17 protein-coding genes are annotated in these 19,605 nt (G+C 45.2%); 5 read left to right on the plus strand and 12 right to left on the minus strand.

The features are described from left to right. Positions 1-166 precede the first annotated feature (166 nt). Positions 167-1,471, minus strand: coding sequence for an inosine/guanosine kinase (locus AB4503_RS13165; RefSeq protein WP_017060261.1), 1,305 nt, complete (start codon positions 1,469-1,471; stop codon positions 167-169). 102 nt (positions 1,472-1,573) lie between these two features. Continuing rightward, complete coding sequence (locus tag AB4503_RS13170) at positions 1,574-1,843, minus strand: hypothetical protein (RefSeq protein WP_010439986.1); 270 nt, start codon at positions 1,841-1,843, stop codon at positions 1,574-1,576. Positions 1,844-2,047: 204 nt separating this feature from the next. On the opposite strand from AB4503_RS13170, the gene mnmA reads away from it, so the two are divergent. From mnmA to purB, 3 genes are all read left to right on the plus strand, one after another. Next, positions 2,048-3,184, plus strand: a complete 1,137-nt coding sequence (mnmA, locus tag AB4503_RS13175) for a tRNA 2-thiouridine(34) synthase MnmA (RefSeq protein WP_017060260.1) — start codon at positions 2,048-2,050, stop codon at positions 3,182-3,184. 43 nt (positions 3,185-3,227) lie between these two features. Further along, on the plus strand, positions 3,228-3,845 hold the full coding sequence (hflD, locus tag AB4503_RS13180) for a high frequency lysogenization protein HflD (RefSeq protein ID WP_017060259.1): 618 nt from the start codon (positions 3,228-3,230) through the stop codon (positions 3,843-3,845). 143 nt (positions 3,846-3,988) lie between these two features. After that, positions 3,989-5,359, plus strand: coding sequence for an adenylosuccinate lyase (purB, locus tag AB4503_RS13185; protein ID WP_017068077.1), 1,371 nt, complete (start codon positions 3,989-3,991; stop codon positions 5,357-5,359). Between the two features lie 314 nt (positions 5,360-5,673). Here purB and htpX read toward each other — a convergent pair whose 3' ends face one another. Then, the gene (htpX, locus tag AB4503_RS13190; RefSeq protein WP_372090168.1) at positions 5,674-6,537 is read right to left on the minus strand and encodes a protease HtpX; all 864 of its coding nucleotides are present in this window, start codon (positions 6,535-6,537) and stop codon (positions 5,674-5,676) included. A gap of 277 nt (positions 6,538-6,814) precedes the next feature. Between htpX and AB4503_RS13195 the strand changes: the two genes are divergently transcribed. Continuing rightward, entirely contained in the window at positions 6,815-6,982 is a 168-nt protein-coding gene (locus AB4503_RS13195; protein ID WP_372115006.1) for a hypothetical protein, read from the plus strand. 114 nt (positions 6,983-7,096) lie between these two features. On the opposite strand, the gene bioD is transcribed toward AB4503_RS13195, so the two are convergent. The 4 genes from bioD to bioB are packed head-to-tail and all read right to left on the minus strand — an operon-like array spanning position 7,097 to position 10,831. Next, positions 7,097-7,780 (minus strand): dethiobiotin synthase, encoded by a 684-nt coding sequence (gene bioD, locus AB4503_RS13200; RefSeq protein ID WP_017060255.1) that lies wholly within the window; start codon positions 7,778-7,780, stop codon positions 7,097-7,099. Continuing rightward, positions 7,777-8,580, minus strand: coding sequence for a malonyl-ACP O-methyltransferase BioC (gene bioC / locus AB4503_RS13205; RefSeq protein WP_017060254.1), 804 nt, complete (start codon positions 8,578-8,580; stop codon positions 7,777-7,779). Before bioC ends, bioD begins: the two co-directional genes overlap by 4 nt. Then, a complete protein-coding gene (gene bioF, locus AB4503_RS13210) occupies positions 8,581-9,792 on the minus strand; it encodes an 8-amino-7-oxononanoate synthase (protein WP_017060253.1) in 1,212 nt (403 codons plus the stop codon). It lies immediately after the preceding gene. Further along, positions 9,779-10,831: a biotin synthase BioB gene (gene bioB, locus AB4503_RS13215; protein ID WP_016792500.1), complete on the minus strand. Its 1,053-nt coding sequence runs from the start codon at positions 10,829-10,831 to the stop codon at positions 9,779-9,781. The genes bioF and bioB overlap by 14 nt, the downstream gene beginning before the upstream one ends. A 159-nt stretch (positions 10,832-10,990) precedes the next feature. Between bioB and bioA the strand changes: the two genes are divergently transcribed. Beyond that, entirely contained in the window at positions 10,991-12,268 is a 1,278-nt protein-coding gene (gene bioA / locus AB4503_RS13220) for an adenosylmethionine--8-amino-7-oxononanoate transaminase (RefSeq protein ID WP_372115008.1), read from the plus strand. Between the two features lie 124 nt (positions 12,269-12,392). Here the strand turns inward: bioA and AB4503_RS13225 are convergent, their stop codons facing one another. The 5 genes from AB4503_RS13225 to AB4503_RS13245 form a co-directional block, all read right to left on the minus strand. Then, complete coding sequence (locus tag AB4503_RS13225; protein ID WP_372115011.1) at positions 12,393-12,659, minus strand: DksA/TraR family C4-type zinc finger protein; 267 nt, start codon at positions 12,657-12,659, stop codon at positions 12,393-12,395. A gap of 221 nt (positions 12,660-12,880) precedes the next feature. Beyond that, positions 12,881-14,188: a serine--tRNA ligase gene (gene serS, locus AB4503_RS13230; protein WP_017060250.1), complete on the minus strand. Its 1,308-nt coding sequence runs from the start codon at positions 14,186-14,188 to the stop codon at positions 12,881-12,883. Positions 14,189-14,330: 142 nt separating this feature from the next. After that, positions 14,331-15,686, minus strand: a complete 1,356-nt coding sequence (locus AB4503_RS13235; protein WP_017060249.1) for a replication-associated recombination protein A — start codon at positions 15,684-15,686, stop codon at positions 14,331-14,333. Positions 15,687-15,750: 64 nt separating this feature from the next. Continuing rightward, on the minus strand, positions 15,751-16,347 hold the full coding sequence (lolA, locus tag AB4503_RS13240) for an outer membrane lipoprotein chaperone LolA (RefSeq protein ID WP_017060248.1): 597 nt from the start codon (positions 16,345-16,347) through the stop codon (positions 15,751-15,753). A gap of 75 nt (positions 16,348-16,422) precedes the next feature. Continuing rightward, on the minus strand, positions 16,423-19,593 hold the full coding sequence (locus AB4503_RS13245; protein ID WP_372115014.1) for a DNA translocase FtsK 4TM domain-containing protein: 3,171 nt from the start codon (positions 19,591-19,593) through the stop codon (positions 16,423-16,425). Positions 19,594-19,605 lie beyond the last annotated feature (12 nt).

A 19,605-nucleotide genomic window follows, 5' to 3' on the forward strand; every position in this document is an offset into this window, starting at 1 on the left:
TTACACGCTAAGCGATAGAATTAATATTTAAGTCGACCAAAGTATTATTTACGACTTCAATATATTCAGAAACAAAAAAGGCTCCTTTCGGAGCCTTTTTTATATTTGTACTATCAGTATTAGAAACCAACTGATACTGATAGTACTACTGATTAAAGAAAGTAACTTATCTTTCCCAGTACGCTTCTTCTAGGCTATCTTCTCTTTCAGGAAGGCCACGAGATAAACGTGGAGAGTGTTGAACCAACACTTCATAGCTAGCACGGTTAGAATATTTACAAACTTGTGAGAACGAAGAGTACGTCAAGAATGAATGTTGGTGTTTACTTGAGTTTGGCACGTTTTCTTTGTGGTACTTATTAGCAGCCATATCATGTAATAAAGCTGATAACGCAGCATCACCTGCACCATTGGTATTTTTGATCTTTTCTGGTCCACCCATGTATGGCGCAATGTGCGAATACACTTTAGTTGGGTTTTCACATAAATCTTTATGCGCAGGACGGCTAAATTCAAAACGGTTGAATTCCGCAATTGAACCTGGAAGTAAAGGCAGTGACGTTTCACGCTTAGCTGCATCTTCTGTATAACCAGCCATAAATAGGCCAACAGGTCCCGCAGTACATAGAACAAGGTCTACCCAGTCTAGCGCTTTATCTGATGCAGCCAGTGGATCGCTTTCACCCGTTAACGCTTCAGCTTCGTCTTCATTCATTGCAACAACCGTTACGTGTTGCTCAAGGAAATCTTTCCAGAATTCTGGATCATCTTGAATAACGAACTTAGTACCTAGTGTAAGAACGACTGGCACATCGTATTTCTTCGCGTATTCGATCGCTTTCATTGTTGCTTCAGGCATCGGGTCGCCTGGCTTACAGCGAACTAAATAAGCCGTTAAAACTAAAGCAGAAGCACTTTTGAAGATTTTTTCAGGAATGCTTTCTGGTTTTAATTGGTTCATTTGTCCTTCGCTAATTGCGAAAGTACGTTCACCGTCTTCTGTAATTAATGCAAAGCAGCGACCAATTGCGCCATCTACCCCTTGTAAATGGTTCAGATCCATTCTGCTTGATGTATTACATAAATAGCGATAACCGTAACTACCAATCTTAATATCTTGGCTCATTACACCTAACAGTGTAGAACGGTCATCCGCTAGCACTGAATAGTTGTGTAATGTGTTACCAATTGTGCCACCAGCGTATTCATTGGTAATCAGGCACTGCTCTTTTAATTCTTGATACAAAGATTCAGCGGCTGCGTCGCCAATAACCAGTGAATGTCCCTTGCTCAAACCATACTTCTCAATAAGTTCAGAACTCACCTTTGCTTCAATATCCACCAATGTTTGGTCAATACCGATAATATGAGTGCGTGACATTCTTTTACTGCTTTGAGCTTGGCTCACTAGAGGATCACGAGCGTGAACCGGAAAGTAGTGCTTTGATTTACGTTGTCCAGGGAATTTCATAGGGCTAGTCTAAGTCAAGGGGAAATAGGTGGCGGATTCTACCGCGCTATATTTAACGCGGCAATCTTTCAAACTATAGCAAACGTTTGCTGAAGGTTTTTTTTATTCGCCTTCCATAAAGCTTAAATCAGGCAGCATGCCCAAATGCTCTGCGTAACGTTTTTGATTAAACTCCGCGCCGTTTTTCATAACGTCAAATACTTCAATTGCCAGTGCACATGCCATAGCCGCAATTGCTTCTTCACGTGGAGTGCCTGTCATCATTAAACGCATCAACGTCTCTTTCACTTTCACTGGTTCGCCATCTTCAAGCTGGTTCTCGATGATCTCAATCAGCTCTTCTTCTTGCATAAATTCGTTTTGTTCAGACATTTTTTTATCTCAGGTCTTGGATTTCGAGCGACTATGCCACATATACTTCTGACATCCTAGCGACTCACCTCGCTCTCATGCGATTCTCTAACAAAGTCAGCGCACTATTTGTGCAAATGAAACTGTGATTCCGGTCTCGGATCTGTCACGGCGTTTCTCTTTCTGTTAGAATCTGCGACCAAGTAATAGTAACGGTGTTTAGACATGTCAGATATCAGCTCTGGAAACAGCGAAAAGAAAGTAATTGTCGGTATGTCCGGCGGTGTAGATTCGTCAGTATCGGCGTATCTTCTTCAGCAACAAGGCTATCAGGTAGAAGGCCTTTTCATGAAAAACTGGGAAGAAGACGATAATGAAGAATACTGCACGGCAGCTGAAGATCTTGCTGATGCTCAAGCGGTATGTGACAAACTAGGTATCCACCTTCACACTATCAACTTTGCTGCAGAATACTGGGACAACGTATTCGAATACTTCCTTGAAGAGTACAAGGCAGGTCGTACACCTAACCCAGATATTCTTTGTAACAAAGAAATCAAATTTAAAGCATTCTTAGAGTTTGCGGATGAAGTGCTAGACGCAGACTACATTGCGATGGGTCACTACGTTCGTCGTACTTTCCCAACTCAAGAAGAGCTTGATGCTGGCGTAAAACCAGAAATGCTACGCGGTCTAGACAGCAACAAAGACCAAAGTTATTTCCTATACACGCTAAGCTCAGATCAAGTGGCACGCAGCCTATTCCCTGTCGGTGAATTAGAGAAGCCAGAAGTGCGACGTATTGCTGAAGAGCAAGACTTGATCACAGCTAAGAAGAAAGATTCAACAGGCATCTGCTTTATCGGTGAGCGCAAGTTCACTGAGTTCCTAGGCAAATACCTACCAGCACAACCGGGTAACATCGAAACACCTGAAGGCCAAGTGATTGGTCAACACCAAGGTTTGATGTACCACACGCTAGGTCAGCGTAAAGGCCTTCATATTGGCGGCACTAAAGGTGGTGGCGGTAACGAAGAACCATGGTTTGTTGGTGAAAAAGACCTTAAGCGTAATGTACTTATCGCAGTACAAGGTAAAGACCACCCTCTTCTGAAATCAGAAGGCTTGATCGCATCTCAACTTCATTGGGTAAATCGCACACCAATTACTGAAGTTATGACATGCACGGTAAAAACACGTTACCGTCAAACAGATATTCCTTGTACAATCATTCCAATTGATGATGAGAACATTAAGGTTATTTTTGATGAGCCACAAATCGCAGTGACCCCAGGTCAATCTGCAGTGTTCTACCAAGGCGAAGTATGTCTTGGTGGTGGTATCATCGAAAAGCGCATCTAATCAATCAAACGACAAACGATAGAAGACAACTAGGAGTTACTACGTGGCTAATACACTTTATGACCGTACTATTGCTTTCGCCGGAATTTGCCAAGCTGTGGCTTTGGTTCAACAAGTAGCGAAAGACGGCCATTGTGATAAAGATGCCTTTGAAGCTTCACTCAGTGCCATTTTAAATACCAACCCATCGAATACCGTGGGCGTATTTGGACGTGAAGCGAACCTAAAGCTTGGCCTTGAGTGCTTAGTAAAAGGTATCGATAGTACTCCAGCAGGTAGCGATATCACGCGTTACATCATCAGCTTGATGGCGCTTGAGCGTAAGCTGTCTTCTCGCAACGACTCTATGTCTCAGCTTGGTGACCGCATTCAAACTGCAGAGCGCCAAACTGAACACTTTGATCTGTTTGACGAGCAAATGATCAGCAACCTTGCAAGTATCTACCTTGATGTCGTCAGCCCTATCGGCCCTCGCATTCAGGTTTCTGGTACTCCGTCTGTACTTCAGCAGACATCGAGCCAACATAAGGTTCGCGCACTGCTTCTATCAGGGATTCGAAGCGCTGTGTTATGGCGTCAAGTTGGCGGTAAACGTCGCCACCTTATCTTCGGTCGTAAGAAGATGATCGAGCAGGCTCAAATCCTACTAGCTCGAATGTAGTTTATTAGCTCGCGCCTCGTCGCGAGCTTGTTTTTTGTATCAACACAACTCTCACGCAAACGATTGCGCAATGTGCGTGACAATTGAGATTGTTACTGGTATAAACCTCTCAAAATTTAGAAAACTCAATTCAGGAGAACACCATGGAACTGTCAGCATTGACTGCTGTTTCACCAGTAGACGGCCGTTACGGAAGTAAGACTATTGCATTACGCAGCATCTTTAGTGAGTTTGGACTACTAAAGTACCGCTCTATCGTTGAAATTCGTTGGTTACAAAAGCTTGCAGCAACTGATGCAATCAAAGAAGTACCAGCGTTCAGTGCAGAAGCTAACCAGTTTCTTGATGAACTAGCCGCTAACTTCAGCGAAGAAGATGCTCTACGTATCAAAGAGATCGAGCGCACGACTAACCACGACGTTAAAGCGGTTGAGTACTTCTTGAAAGAGAAAGTTGCTGGCGTTCCTGAACTTCACGCTGTAAACGAATTTATTCACTTTGCATGTACTTCTGAAGACATCAACAACACCTCTCACGCGCTTATGCTTAAAGAAGCTCGTGACACAGTGATTCTTCCAGAAATCCGTAACGTAATTGATGCTATCAAAGCACTTGCGAACGAGTACCGTGATATTCCATTACTGTCTCGTACACACGGTCAGCCAGCTTCTCCTTCTACTATGGGTAAAGAGATGGCTAACGTTGCGTACCGTATGGAACGTCAATACAAGCAAATCGAAAACGTTGAGATCCTAGCGAAAATCAACGGTGCTGTAGGTAACTACAACGCACACCTTTCTGCATACCCAGAAGTTGAATGGCACCAGTTTAGCGAAGAGTTCATCACTGAATCTCTTGGCGTAACTTGGAACCCGTACACAACTCAAATCGAACCTCACGATTACATCGCTGAGCTATTCGATGCAATTGCTCGTTTCAACACTATCCTTCTAGACTTCGACCGTGACGTTTGGGGCTACATCGCTCTTGGTCACTTCAAGCAGAAGACTATTGCTGGCGAAATCGGTTCTTCGACAATGCCGCATAAAGTTAACCCAATTGACTTCGAAAACTCTGAAGGCAACCTTGGTCTAGCGAACGCAGTATTCAGCCACCTTGCACAAAAACTTCCAGTTTCTCGCTGGCAGCGTGACCTTACTGACTCTACGGTTCTTCGTAACCTAGGTGTGGGTGTTGGCTACGCAATCATTGCATACACTTCGACTCTGAAAGGTATTAGCAAGCTTGAAGTTAACCGCGCTGCGCTACTTGCTGAACTAGACAAGAACTGGGAAGTATTGGCTGAACCAGTACAAACAGTAATGCGTCGTTACGGCATCGAAAAACCATACGAGAAGCTAAAAGAGCTAACTCGTGGTAAACGTGTAGATGGCGAAGGCATGCGTGCATTCATCGATGGTCTTGAGATCCCTGAAGACGAGAAAGTTCGCCTGAAAGAGATGACTCCAGCGAACTACATCGGCCAAGCAATCGAGCTAACTGACAAACTGTAAGGTTCGAATTTCGAATCACAGAATAGACTAAGGCTTCCCATGTGGAAGCCTTTTTGTTGAGCGGAACAAAGTGTATTGAGCACAAGAGACGTCAGCAAAATAATACAAAGCAACCCAGTATCATTACCCTACTCATCTCAATCCGTGCGATATCAACCAATCAATATCGTAATGCTTCATCACCAGTAACCCTCTATCGCCAGACACCTATTCCTCGAATACTTACTGTCTTAGATGCCAAGATCAAAAAAGACCTCCCGAAGGAAGCCTTTCAAATGTATCTTGTCGATTAGCGACTGAAGAATACGTAGCGATTACATGTTACGTAGAGAAGCAATACGCTTGTCTAGCGGCGGGTGGCTCATTAGAAGCTCTGTTAGAGACTTCTTACCGTTGATACCAAATGCCATCATAGAACCTTCTAGTTGTGGCTCATGGCTCACCTTTAGGCGCTCTAGCGCTGCAATCATCTTCTCTTTACCAACCAAGTGCGCAGCACCTGCATCAGCATGGAACTCACGGTGACGGCTGTACCACATGGTAATGAAGCTCGCTAGGAAACCAAATACCAGTTCCAGCACCATAGACACACCGAAGTACACCATCATGTTGCTGCCACCCTCTTCTTCGTTGTCATTCGACGCAACAATGTTGGCGATGAAACGAGATAGGAAGATAACGAACGTGTTCACAACACCTTGCATTAGGGTCATCGTCACCATGTCGCCGTTTGCGATGTGGCTAACTTCATGCGCTAATACCGCTTCAGCTTCGTCACGTGTCATGTTGTGCAGAAGGCCTGTTGATACCGCTACCAATGAATCGTCACGCTTAGCACCTGTCGCGAATGCGTTGATGTCTGGCGAGTCGTAGATCGCCACTGTTGGCATACCAATACCAACTTGTTGAGATTGACGGCTTACCGTCTCCATCAACCAATGTTCTGTTTCGTTACGTGGGCTTTCAATGACCATGCCGCCTACCGAGCGTAGCGCCATTTTCTTCGACATCATTAATGAAATGAATGAGCCGCCAAAACCAAATACCGCAGCCATCACCAATAAACCTGAGAGGCTACCGGGTTGCATACCTGTAACTGCGTATACAACATTAAGAACAACACTTAGTACCAATACAACCGCTAGGTTAGTTGCAAGGAACAACATTACTCGCTTCATTACTTATCTCCGCATGAAAGCTGTTTTTATAAAACTTATTGTTATAGACAAGGCAGACAGCAATAGATTCCAACCTTGAAGACTTATACTTACTTATACATATAGTCTTAGATTAAGAAAACAAGGTTAAGCATTAAATTGCAACATTTGATTACGAGACCGTATCCGAATTAAATCCACTCTATTAGACCTAAGTCGTATGGTGTCGATATAACAATCCGTTTACAGTGACTTTAGATGATTTATTGGCTAGTCCATGTACAAAAAGGAAAGGATCATGGTTGAAGGTACTAACACTCAAATGGCTATCGATTTACTGTGCTGTCACCTAGGGATTACTGAAGAAGAAGCGAGAAAGCAGGTTGGAATCCTAACACCGCAAACGGCACAGACAAAAATCACAGAAACTCAGCAAGCTTTAATGGGACTGACTAAAGAACATTAGTTCTAAGCTTGTTTATTAAAAGACCGGTTGTTTATCAACTCAAGGTCTAAAGGCTTAAAATAGCAAAAGGGCTGCAATCGCAGCCCTTTTCTTATTTAGTACATAACGTGGTAATTAAAGCGCAAGCAAAGGCTGCACATCAATGTACTTACCAATGTTTTTAGACTTCGCTTTTGGGACGTAAGGGATTTCGCCTAACTTAGGTGCACCTAACTTATCTTCAAGCATCGCAATAATATCTGCGTAGTGCTCAGTACCTGGATTGATACGGTTTGCGACCCAACCTACTAGGTTTAGGCCATCAGCACGAATCGCTTCTGCCGTTAATAGAGCGTGGCTCAAACAACCAAGTTTAATACCCACAGTCAGTACTACTGGCAGTTGCTCTTTTTTAACCCAGCTAGAAAGATATTCATCGTCTGAAACCGGGACTCGCCAACCACCAGCACCTTCAACTAACACGATGTCAGAGTTTTTCTTATGCTCTTCTAGCTTCGCTGATAATACCGCCTCATCAATTACAACACCATCATGCTTAGCAGCGATGTGAGGCGATGATGGTAGCAACAACGCGTATGGATTGACGTCTTCGTAAGCAATATCTTGCGTCGCCGCTTCTTGAAGATGCAGTGCATCACTATTACGTAGTCCTTCAGGGGATTTTTCACTCCCTGCAGCAACTGGCTTGTAACCAATTGTTGATAAATCTTGTGCGGCCAAAGCTTGAAGAATCGCTTTTGAAACCACAGTTTTTCCCACTTCGGTATCCGTACCTGCAATGAATAATGCATCAATCATAATTGAATAACCCCTAAACAAACTTGATATGTTGCTGGTAAGAAACCTTGATGGTTCTTAAACTCTCGATATTCCCGATCAACAAGCTGCAACATGCGACGACTTGTTAAACCTTGTGAGCGACCACTTACGTGATTAGCGCCGATACCTTTAAGGTCGCGCATCAGTTCAAACGCAGTGTCGTACCAAACGGTGATGGTGGGCAAGTCTAGTTGATGAACGGTACAGCTAGATTGCGCTAACGCAATTTTTACCTTATTGATTGTAATAAAATGGTTAACGTGTTGATGTGCGTCAATTTTGGACCACGACTTTTTCAGTTCAAACAGCGACCCATCAAGCAAAGTTGAGAAAATAACACGCCCACCAGCCGCTGTAACACGCTTCATCTCTCTCAAAGGCGACGACAAATCGTCACACCATTGCAACGCAAGGCTAGAGAAAACGATGTCAAAGCACCCATCTTCAAACGGCAATTGTTCGGCATCGGCTTGTTGATATAAAGATACAGATGCACCACACCGCTTCTCTGCTGTTGCTAGCATTCCAACAGAAAGATCAGCGCAAACCACTTCGGCGCCTCGTTTTACAAGTTGCTCGGAGAAATAGCCAGTACCACAACCTAGATCCAGCACCTTAAAGCCTGACAGATCGCTGGGTAATTTATCCAGTAATCGGTGGCCAACATCGCGTTGAAATTCAGCGTGTTTGTCATAGGTTGTTGCCGCTTTACCAAAGGCTTCGGCAATCGCACTCTTATCTTGGCCAACGTAATTATGCACTACTGCTTCTTGTGACATTTACTGAGCCTCTTTATTTGATTCAAAGCTTGGATGGATACCCGGTTCAGTGCTTAAGTCGATGTTTCGTTCAATGGCTTGATGCAACGACCTGGTTAACTGGAGAATCTGTTTTGGGCTATGGTTAGCTGTTAACGTGATTCGTAATCGAGCAGTTCCAGCAGGTATGGCTGGCGGCCTTATTGCGGTCACCCAAACTTGGTTTTGCTTTAACTCTTCAGCTATTGATAATGCCGCTTGTGCTTCACCTATCACAAATGGCTTAATCGGAGTCTGAGTATCCACAAAGCCTTTCAAGCCGCTCACCTGCTCTGCATAGAGAGACCCTAACTCAGTCAGCTTTTCTCGGCGCCACTCTTGAGTTTGAGTCATCTTACAGGCATGAGATAAAGCCACCGCTTGTGAAGGTGGCATCGCCGTCGAGTACACATGATGACGAGCAAACTGAGTTAAGTAATCACCCACTTCTGACGAACAAAGAATCGCAGCACCAGAAACGCCAAATGCTTTGCCAAAGGTCACCACCAAAATATCGGGGGAGATTTGTGCTGCACTGCAACTCCCAGCTCCTTTATCACCTAATACGCCGATACCGTGGGCATCATCAACCGCCAACCAACTGTCGTATTGATGAGTCAGGTTAGATATCTGGCTGAGAGGCGCTTGATCGCCGTCCATGCTGAATACGCCCTCAGTGACGACCAAGGATTGTAGAGATCGGCTTAATAGAGACTCTAGATGCTGCGTGTCGTTGTGTTTAAAGCGTTTCATGGTTGCATGAGAAAGCATCCCCGCTTCCATCAAAGAGGCGTGATTAAGCTTGTCTTGCAGCAGAGAGTCGTCTTTTTCGAGCAGAGAAAACAACAAGGCTTGGTTCGCACTGAAACCAGAACTAAAGAGAATCGCACGTTCAAAGCCCAACCATTCACACAGCTGAGCTTCTAAATTTCTATGAGCAGGACTAAAACCCGTGACCAATGGCGATGCCGCACTGCCAGCACCATAAAGGGAAAGCCCCGCTTGCCACGCCTCTACCAATTCAGGGTCGTTCGCCAAGCCTAGGTAATCATTACTCGAAAAATTAATAAAGCGAGAACCTTCGCAATTAAGCAAAGGACCATTACTGTTTTCAAGCACTTTAAGTTGACGAGTTAGCCCCTGCTCACGGCGTTGAACAAGGGCATCTTTGATACGGGATTTAAACAGTGGCATCGTAGAACATGTCATCTTTCGTTGGACGAGCAGCAACGCGCTCCACTACTTGATCTAACAGTTCGTTTTCTTGAATTTCATCAGGCTTCTGAGCCACTTGTTGGCTGTTGATGCCTAACTTCTTAAACAGCTGCATGTCCGTGTCTTCATCTGGGTTTGGCGTAGTCAGTAGCTTACAACCGTAGAAGATAGAGTTCGCGCCAGCCATGAAGCACATCGCCTGCATCTGTTCATTCATATTCTCGCGACCTGCAGATAGACGAACCGCTGACATTGGCATCATGATACGAGCAATCGCAATCAACTTAATGAAGTCAAAAGATTCAACATCATCGACGTTTTCCATCGGTGTGCCTTTCACTTTCACGAGCATGTTGATTGGCACACTCTCAGGGTGTACCGGAAGGTTCGCTAGCTCTACCAGCAGGCCTGCACGGTCATTGGTACTTTCGCCCATACCAATAATGCCACCAGAACAGATCTTCATACCGGCATCACGTACGTGAGATAGCGTATCTAAACGATCTTGGTAAGTACGAGTGGTGATGATGCTGCCGTAAAACTCGGGAGACGTATCAAGGTTATGGTTGTAGTAATCCAAGCCTGCATCCGCTAACTCGCCAGCTTGATCAGGGGTTAACATGCCTAGTGTCATACAGGTTTCTAGACCCATACCTTTCACACCTTTGATCATATCAGTCAAGTGAGGCATATCGCGTTCTTTCGGGTTTTTCCACGCCGCGCCCATACAGAAACGAGTCGAGCCCGCGTTCTTGGCTTTTTGCGCCGCATCCAAAACACGCTCTACTTCCATTAGGCGTTCTTTGTCGACATCCGTTCGGTAGTGAGCACTTTGAGGACAATACTTACAGTCTTCAGGACAAGCACCAGTCTTAATCGATAGAAGCGTACTCACCTGCACGTGGTTGTGCTCTTGGTACTGTCTATGAACCACTTGAGCTTCAAACATTAAATCCATAAACGGTTTTTCAAGCAGTGCTGTTACCTCAGCAACTGTCCAGTCATGACGAACTTCCACGTGTCGATCCTTTTTTATTATTTGATGTTTCATCTCTATCAATAGAGATTGCATTTATGCTTGGCTAGTCTACCGACAAGCTTTAGACTGTCAACACATTGATAATATCAAAAGTTTACATCTGGTTATTTTTTAACCGCACCAAGAATGGAAGTTACTATGGATCTCGCCTTTGATCGCCAGCATATCTGGCATCCCTACACATCAACGTTAACACCTCTGACCTGCTACCCAGTCACCAACGCAGACGGTGTTTACCTAGAATTAGAAGGCGGAAAACGAATTATTGATGGTATGTCATCTTGGTGGTCAACCATCCACGGCTACAATCATCCAGAGCTAAACGCTGCAGCTCATAGTCAAATCGATAAGGTTTCACACGTTATGTTTGGTGGCATCACCCACCAGCCCGCTATCGATCTATGTAAGAAGCTTTTGAATCTCGCGCCAAGTAATCTTGAGCATGTATTCTTGGCCGATTCAGGTTCAGTTGCCGTAGAGGTTAGCCTCAAGATGGCATTGCAATATTGGCACGCTAAAGGACAACCTCGTTCAAAGTTCCTCACACTAAGAGATGGCTACCACGGTGATACCTTTGCGGCGATGTCAGTGACCGACCCTGATAATTCGATGCACAGCCTCTACAAAGGCTTTTTGCCGGAACATATTTTCGCTGATTCGCCAAAAACAGGCTTTTGGGATGAGTGGAACTCAAGTGACATCGATAGTTTTCGAGAAAAGCTGGCAGCACACCATCAAAAAGTCGCAGCGGTGATCTTAGAGCCTATCGTTCAAGGGGCTGGCGGCATGCGCATCTACCACCCTGAGTTCCTAAAACAAGTTCGCTTGCTGTGTGGTGAATTCAACGTATTGCTGATCTTGGATGAGATTGCGACCGGATTTGGCCGCACAGGGGAACTGTTCGCTTGTGAGCATGCCGATGTTCAACCGGACATATTATGCGTAGGCAAAGCTTTAACTGGTGGCTATATGACATTGTCAGCGACGCTTGCGAGTAAGGAAGTTGCTGACACGGTATGTGGCGGTGAAGCGGGCTGCTTTATGCACGGGCCAACCTTTATGGGCAACCCATTGGCTTGCGCAGTCGGTGCGGCAAGTTTATCCATCATCGAGCAAGGCCATTGGAAAAATCAGACTCAACAGATTGAACAGCTCTTTTCTGAGTTGTTACCACCGTTGCGAGAACATGAACTGGTTAAAGACGTGCGTTGGTTAGGCGCTATTGGCGTCGTTGAAACTCACACACCCGTCGATATGGAAGCCATTCAAGCTCACTTTGTAGAGCAAGGCGTTTGGATCCGTCCGTTTGGTAAGCTAATTTATATGATGCCTCCGTTTATTATCAAACCACAACATATTGAGCAATTGGTCGCTGCTATCGACACTGCATTACAAAATACTCATTGCTTTAAATAAGGCGTTTATTGCTCTAAACAAGAGCGACGATTATTTCTATATATCTTCATTAATAAATCATTTAATTAAACTAAAAGGCCTTACATAAAAGTAAGGCCTTAACTGCTTGAAGGTAACCGTCAGTTTAACGTAATTGGCTATCTTTACTTGCTCGACGGTTAAACAATGAATGTCGATGTGCGTCATGCTCAAATATTGACTGACATTCTATACACAAACGAACGCCTTTGATCGCGCGTCGTCTTTGTTCCGGAATCTCATCACCACACTCATCACAATAACGCAAACCCTCACCACCTCGAAGGTTTCCTCTTACACGAGAGATCTCATCATCAATGGTATTTTGTATTTGCTGGCTGACACTATCGTCACCTGCCCATCCTACGGCCATAAGCCCTCCTCAGTATTTGAACGAGAAAATCTATACCTACCGCGGTAAGAGCATATTATAGCCACATTTAAGGATTGTAATAATTATCAAAATCAATAAAACACTATTACACATAGGTAACAAAAATTATTTATTTCTCGCCACTGCACTATTCTATAGGCAATAAAAAACCCAGCCTGTTGGCTGGGTTTTATAAGTAACCTAATGCTTAATCAATCTAATTAACCGATGTGCGTTACGCCGCCCATGTATGGTTGAAGTACTTCTGGGATAGCAATACGGCCATCTGCTTCTTGGTTGTTCTCAAGGATAGCAACCATAGTACGACCAACAGCAAGGCCAGAACCGTTTAGTGTGTGTACAAGTTCAGGTTTTTTCTCGCCTTTACGACGGAAACGAGCTTGCATACGACGCGCTTGGAAATCCCACATGTTTGAACAAGAAGAAATCTCACGGTAAGTCTCTTGTGCTGGAACCCATACTTCTAAGTCGTAAGTTTTCGCAGAACCGAAGCCCATGTCACCTGTACATAGAATCACTTTACGGTAAGGAAGCTCTAGAAGTTGAAGTACTTTCTCAGCGTGGCCAGTTAGCTCTTCAAGCGCTGCCATTGAGTCTTCTGGCTTAGTGATTTGTACTAATTCAACTTTGTCGAATTGGTGCATACGGATAAGACCACGAGTGTCACGACCGTAAGAACCCGCTTCAGAACGGAAACACGGGGTGTGAGCTGTCATCTTAAGTGGCAGTTCAGCTTCATCAGTGATCGTGTCACGAACCATGTTCGTTACCGGTACTTCCGCAGTAGGGATAAGCGATAGAGTCTTAAGAGGTACGTCACTTACTTGCTCAGTTAGCGGGCTTGTGTGGAACAAGTCTTCGCCGAACTTAGGAAGTTGACCAGTACCGTAAAGGCTATCGTGGTTCACTAGATACGGTACGTACATTTCTGTGTAGCCGTGCTCATCAGTGTGAAGGTCCAGCATGAACTGAGCAATAGCACGGTGTAGACGTGCAAATTTGCCTTTCATCACGATGAAACGAGAACCCGAGATTTTAACTGCGCTAGCAAAATCAAGACCGCCAGACATTTCGCCAAGATCGACGTGATCTTTCACTTCAAAGTCGTAAGTCTTAGGTTGACCCCAACGAGAAACTTCTACGTTATCGTCTTCATCTTTACCATCTGGCACTTCTGCATCAGGTAGGTTAGGAATAGACATTGTGATCGTTTCTAGCTCAGATTGAAGATCAGCCAATGCTACTTTAGCTTGGTCTAGTTCTGCGCCTAAGTTGCCTACTTCTGCAAGGATACGCTCAGCTTCTTCATGGTCGCCTTTTGCTTTCGCTTGACCAATGGACTTCGATCGAGAGTTGCGTAACGCTTGTAGCTCTTCAGTTTTCATCTGAAGGGACTTACGTTTTTCTTCAAGTTCACGAATTGTCTCTACATCAAGGGTGAAGCCTCGACGTGCTAATTTTGCCGCTGTTTCATCCAGCTCAGCTCGAAGTAATTTAGAATCCAGCATTGCTAATCCTATGCTTTAGTTATTTGAATATTCAGTAGTTTGCTACTGAATCACTGCTAAACCCCTAAAATTGGTGCTATTTCGACCAATTTATAACGATTTAATTGAAATTTTATGACTAGGTAACGATATCCAAAAAAGACTACTTTTCATAGCGTTTTTGTGGGCTTTTTGCGTCCAAATCCGCCAGATAATCTAGCTTCTCGCCAATTTTGGTCTCTAAGCCTCGTTTTGTTGGGAAATAGTATTGCTTCTCTCCCATTTCAGGAGGCAGATACTTTTCACCAGCGGCGTAGGCTCCTGGTTCGTCATGAGCATAACGGTATTCTTGCCCGTAGCCCATGTCCTTCATCAAAGTTGTCGGTGCATTTCGCAAATGATGCGGCACTTCATATTCAGGAAGATTGTGAGCATCTGTTAACGCTTGCTTCCACGCGGTGTAAACGGCGTTACTCTTTGGTGCACATGCGAGATAAACAACCGCCTGCGCAATCGCACGCTCCCCTTCAGCAGGGCCAATGCGCGTGAAGCAATCCCAAGCCGACATCGCTACCTGCATGGCGCGAGGATCAGCGTTACCGATATCTTCAGAAGCAATCGCCAGCAAGCGTCTAACGATATACAAAGGATCACAACCCGCAGCAATCATTCGTGCTGACCAGTACAAGGCCGCATCAGGGTTTGAGCCACGAATTGACTTATGAACCGCGGAGATTAGGTCGTACCAAATATCACCCTTGTTATCGAAACGAGCGACTTTCTCACCAGCCACTTCAGCCAACAACTGCAAGGTTATCGCTTTCTCGCCTTTATCGTTGTCTTCTGCCATGTCATACAGCAGTTCAAGGTAGTTAAGCGACATACGCGCGTCGCCGTTAACCAGTTCTGCAAGGCGATCTAAAACATTATCAGCAAAATCAACAGGCACATCACCTAACCCACGTTGCTTATCTTCAATCGCTTGGCGAATGACAAGAGAAATATCATCTGTGTTCAGGGACGTCAGTTTGTAGACACGCGCACGTGACAACAAAGCGTTGTTCAGTTCAAAAGATGGGTTTTCTGTCGTCGCACCAATAAAGGTCACGGTGCCATCTTCGATATGAGGCAGAAAAGCATCTTGCTGACTTTTGTTAAAGCGATGGACTTCGTCCACAAACAGGATGGTTCTGCGCCCTGCTTGCTTGTTCTCGCGCGCTTTTTCAATTGCAATACGAATGTCTTTTACGCCCGAGGTTACCGCCGATACGCGTTCCACTTCAGCATTCGCATAGTTTGCTGCAACTTCGGCTAACGTCGTTTTACCGGTGCCCGGAGGCCCCCACAAAATCATCGAGTGGATATGGCCCGCTTCCAACGCTCTGCGAAGTGGTTTACCTGGGCCTAATATATGCTGCTGACCGATGTACTGTTCGACAGTTTCCGGTCTCATACGAGCAGCAAGGGGACGAAAATCTTCGTCCCCCGCAAAATCTAAGCTGTAATTACTCAATTGCAATCTCTTGATTCGTTGATGGCATTAATGCCTATCGACGTACTACCAAACGATCTGCTTGTTTAGATCAGTTTCTTTGGTCGTCGACCTCGACACCTTCCGGTGCCACAAAAGTAAAGCGGTCTGCTGCAGGTTTACCCAAATCAACATTGCTAAAGGTAAACTCACCTTTTTGACCGTCTTGTTCAATCACATTAAAGCCCTGAACAATGCCCTTTTCGGTGATATTAATCTGGAAGTCGCCCTGATTAGAATCGACAGCAGTTGGCGTTAGCGTGAATTGGTTACCCGTTTGCGCCACATTATAGTTATCCCAATCACTTTCTTGGTTACGTGTAAGCAGGACAAAAGGTGTCTGTGATGTCGCTTGCTCTTGCCAATAAATGCTCACTTGCTCAATGAACGGGCTGTAGTACCACAAGCTTTGGCCATCAGATACCAACAAGTTTTCATCAGGGAACGTGGTCTCCCAGCGGAACAGGCTTGGGCGTGCAATCTCTACCGTGCCCTCACCTTCCATAACAACATCACCATCAGGGCTGGTCACGACTTGTTTAAAGTCAGCGCTGAAGCCTGCGTTTAATGCCAAGCGGCTACTCAACTCTTCTTTCGGAGAAGCAAACACTGAGAAGCTCATAAATAAAAGTGCGAATACTTTTTTCATCAATAATCCTGTTAGAACATAAGTCGGTCATATTTTCGATTTGACCGACTGAATAGTTATGAGTTCCTACCGGAACTAATCTTTTGGTGGCGCTGGTGCTAAGACTTCTCGGTTACCGTTATGACCTGGAGCACTTACGATACCTTGAGCTTCAAGTTGCTCGACAATACGTGCAGCACGGTTGTAGCCAATCTTGAATCGACGCTGTACGCCTGAAACTGAGCCACGACGTGAATGAACAACGTGTTCTACCACTTGATCAAACAGAGGATCGACCTCTTCATCACCTTCCATCTTCTCACCCGGAAGCAAGGTTTCTGGGGTTTGTTCGCCGTTGGTGATTTCATCAATATAGTTTGGCTTACCACGCGCTTTCCAGTTATTCACGACTGCGTGTACATCGTCATCAGATGCAAAGGCACCGTGAACACGAGTTGTATGGCTAGAACCAGGAGGCAAGTAAAGCATATCACCCATGCCCAATAGTGATTCCGCACCACCTTGGTCAAGGATAGTTCGTGAATCCGTTTTAGTTGATACCGTAAAGGCCACACGGGTTGGAATATTCGCTTTAATAAGACCAGTAATAACATCCACTGATGGACGTTGCGTCGCTAGGATCAAGTGAACACCCGCCGCACGTGCTTTTTGTGCCAAACGTGCAATCAGTTCTTCAACCTTCTTACCAACCACCATGATTAGGTCGGCAAATTCATCAACGATAACCACAATGTAAGGCAGTTTCTCAAGCAATGGCGCTTCTGGGTCCATGCTGTCGCCCGGCTTCCACAGTGGATCGTGAATTGGGTGACCCGCTTCCGCTGCCATCTTAAGCTTATCGTTGTAACCTTTAATGTTACGAACGCCTAATGCTGACATCAGCTTATAACGTCGTTCCATCTCGCCAACACACCAACGAAGGGCGTTCGACGCATCTTTCATGTCGGTTACCACTTCAGACAATAGATGAGGAATACCCTCATAAACCGATAGCTCAAGCATTTTCGGGTCGATCATGATGAAGCGAACATCTTCCGGTGATGCTTTGTAAAGCATACTCAGAATCATTACGTTCACACCTACCGACTTACCAGAACCGGTTGTACCTGCAACCAGAACGTGAGGCATTTTCGATAGATCAGCAATAACGGCTTCACCAGCGATGTCTTGTCCTAGAACCACTGTCGTTGGCGATTTCGCTTCTTGGAACTGAGGGCTAGCAACCACGTCTGAGAAGAATACCGTTTGGCGACTCATATTCGGCAGTTCTAAGCCAACATAAGGTTTACCCGGAATCACTTCTACGACACGTACTGCCAATGCAGAGAGCGAACGCGCTAAGTCCATAGAAAGGCCAGAAATACGGCTTACTTTCACACCTGGAGCCAGATCAAGTTCGAATCGAGTGATTACTGGACCTGGGAAAATGTCGACAACGTCTGCTTTGATCTTGTAGTCCGCTAGCTTAGATTCAACAAGACGAGCAATTGCCTCTAGCGCATCACGGTCAATAAAGGTTTCACGCTTTTCAGGGTGGAATAACAATTCAAGCGTGGGTAATGGCTCAGCAGGCTTAGGTAAATTAACATCTTGTTGAACCAAGAACGGATTCTGCGCCGCTGCCATATTCGCTTGGGCTTCAGAAACAATGCTTTGGAATGCGGCGACATCTTGATCTTGATGCGCAGGTTCTTCTTCCGTTACTTCTTCCCAAGGAAGATCAACAGTTGGCTCTAGGTTTTGTGCTGTTGGCTGTTCAGGTTCTGAATGTTCTTCTTGATAAGGGAAAGGTTCAAACTGTTCTTCGATTAATGCTGCGTCAGCTAATTCAGCTTCAGCCTGTTCTGATTCAAGCTCTGAGCCCTGTTGGTAGCTTTGCTCTTCCGTAACATCAAACGGTGAAGGTTGTGCAGAGAAATCGTCTTCCACGGTTGCTTCTGGCTCGCCCATAGGTGAAGCGTATAAAGATTCAGGTTGAACATCTTCAGAACCAAATTCGCCATTTACTTGTGGTGAGCTATCTAATTCTGGTTCAGCACTTCTAAGGTCAGCATGAGCAGGGCCAACTTCTGGTTGTTCGTTCTGCATGTATTGTTGGTAAGCAACCTGAGAATCATGCGCGTCAACCTGATCTTGTTCTGCTAGGTCATCTTCATACATGGCCGCATTTTCTAGCTGCTCTATCGTTGCATTCAACTGTTTAGAGCGCTCAATACCTTCTTCTAGCGGTTCTTCTGGCGCTTGGTAAACAGCTGCTGCAGGGATCGGTTGCTCTGACTCAATTACCGCTTGAGGCTGAACCTGAGGTTCTTCATGAACAGGAGCTTCTTGTTTCGCAGGAGCATCGACAGGCATATGAATATTGTAATGACGCTTCGGCGATGCAGCATTGTCTCGCGCATTTGTCGCCACGTCTGACGAATCATTGGCCGCAGAAAAACTCATCGCAGGATCTAGCGGATCATGCTCTGTTGATTCTTTGTTGCCTTCTATAGCAGGAACATCGCGGTAAGTTGGCGCTTGATGCTGGTGATGACGTTCTTCGATTAAATCGCGGTCTGCTGATTCTCTTAATTGAGGCTCAAGCAGCTCTTGGTCTTGTCCACGAGCCTTATTAACAGCAGACGTGAAGAATTTGATGGCACATTCACCCAACCATTCCACAATACTTAACCAAGAAATACCGGTTAATAGAGTAAAGCCAGCCCCCCATAAGAAAAGAAGAACCAGCGTACTACCAAGAACATTCAACGTTGGAAGAGCAAGGCTTGTTAAGACGTCGCCCACTACGCCACCGGATGAAAAGTACCAGATGTCGTCAAAGTTGATATCCGCTAAACCACAACTCGTAAGAATTAGGATAGTCAGGCCAAGTAAGCGAGTGCCCCACAGCATGAAGTCGATCTGCTCGTCTTCATTACGTTTGCGGAATAATACCCACGCAGCAACCGTCACTAAGATAGGCAAAGGGTAAGCCAAAGAACCAAATACGAAGAAAAGCGTATCCGCCAACCAAGCACCTAGGTAGCCACCCGCATTTTGAATGTCACCACCCCACGCCGTTTGCGACCATGATGGGTCTGCAGGACTAAAAGTTAATAACGCAACGGCAAGTAGAATAGAGAAGAGAACACCGAGAATCAGACTGCACTCTTTGAGACGTTGAGAACCACTCAAACGAGGAGACTGAGGCTCTTCACTCGTTTTAATGATTGTTTCTACTTTATTACTGCTCTGCTTGAACATAAACCAACTTAA

The organism is Vibrio sp. 10N.222.55.B11 (assembly GCF_041473705.1).
Lineage (GTDB): Bacteria > Pseudomonadota > Gammaproteobacteria > Enterobacterales > Vibrionaceae > Vibrio > Vibrio crassostreae_C.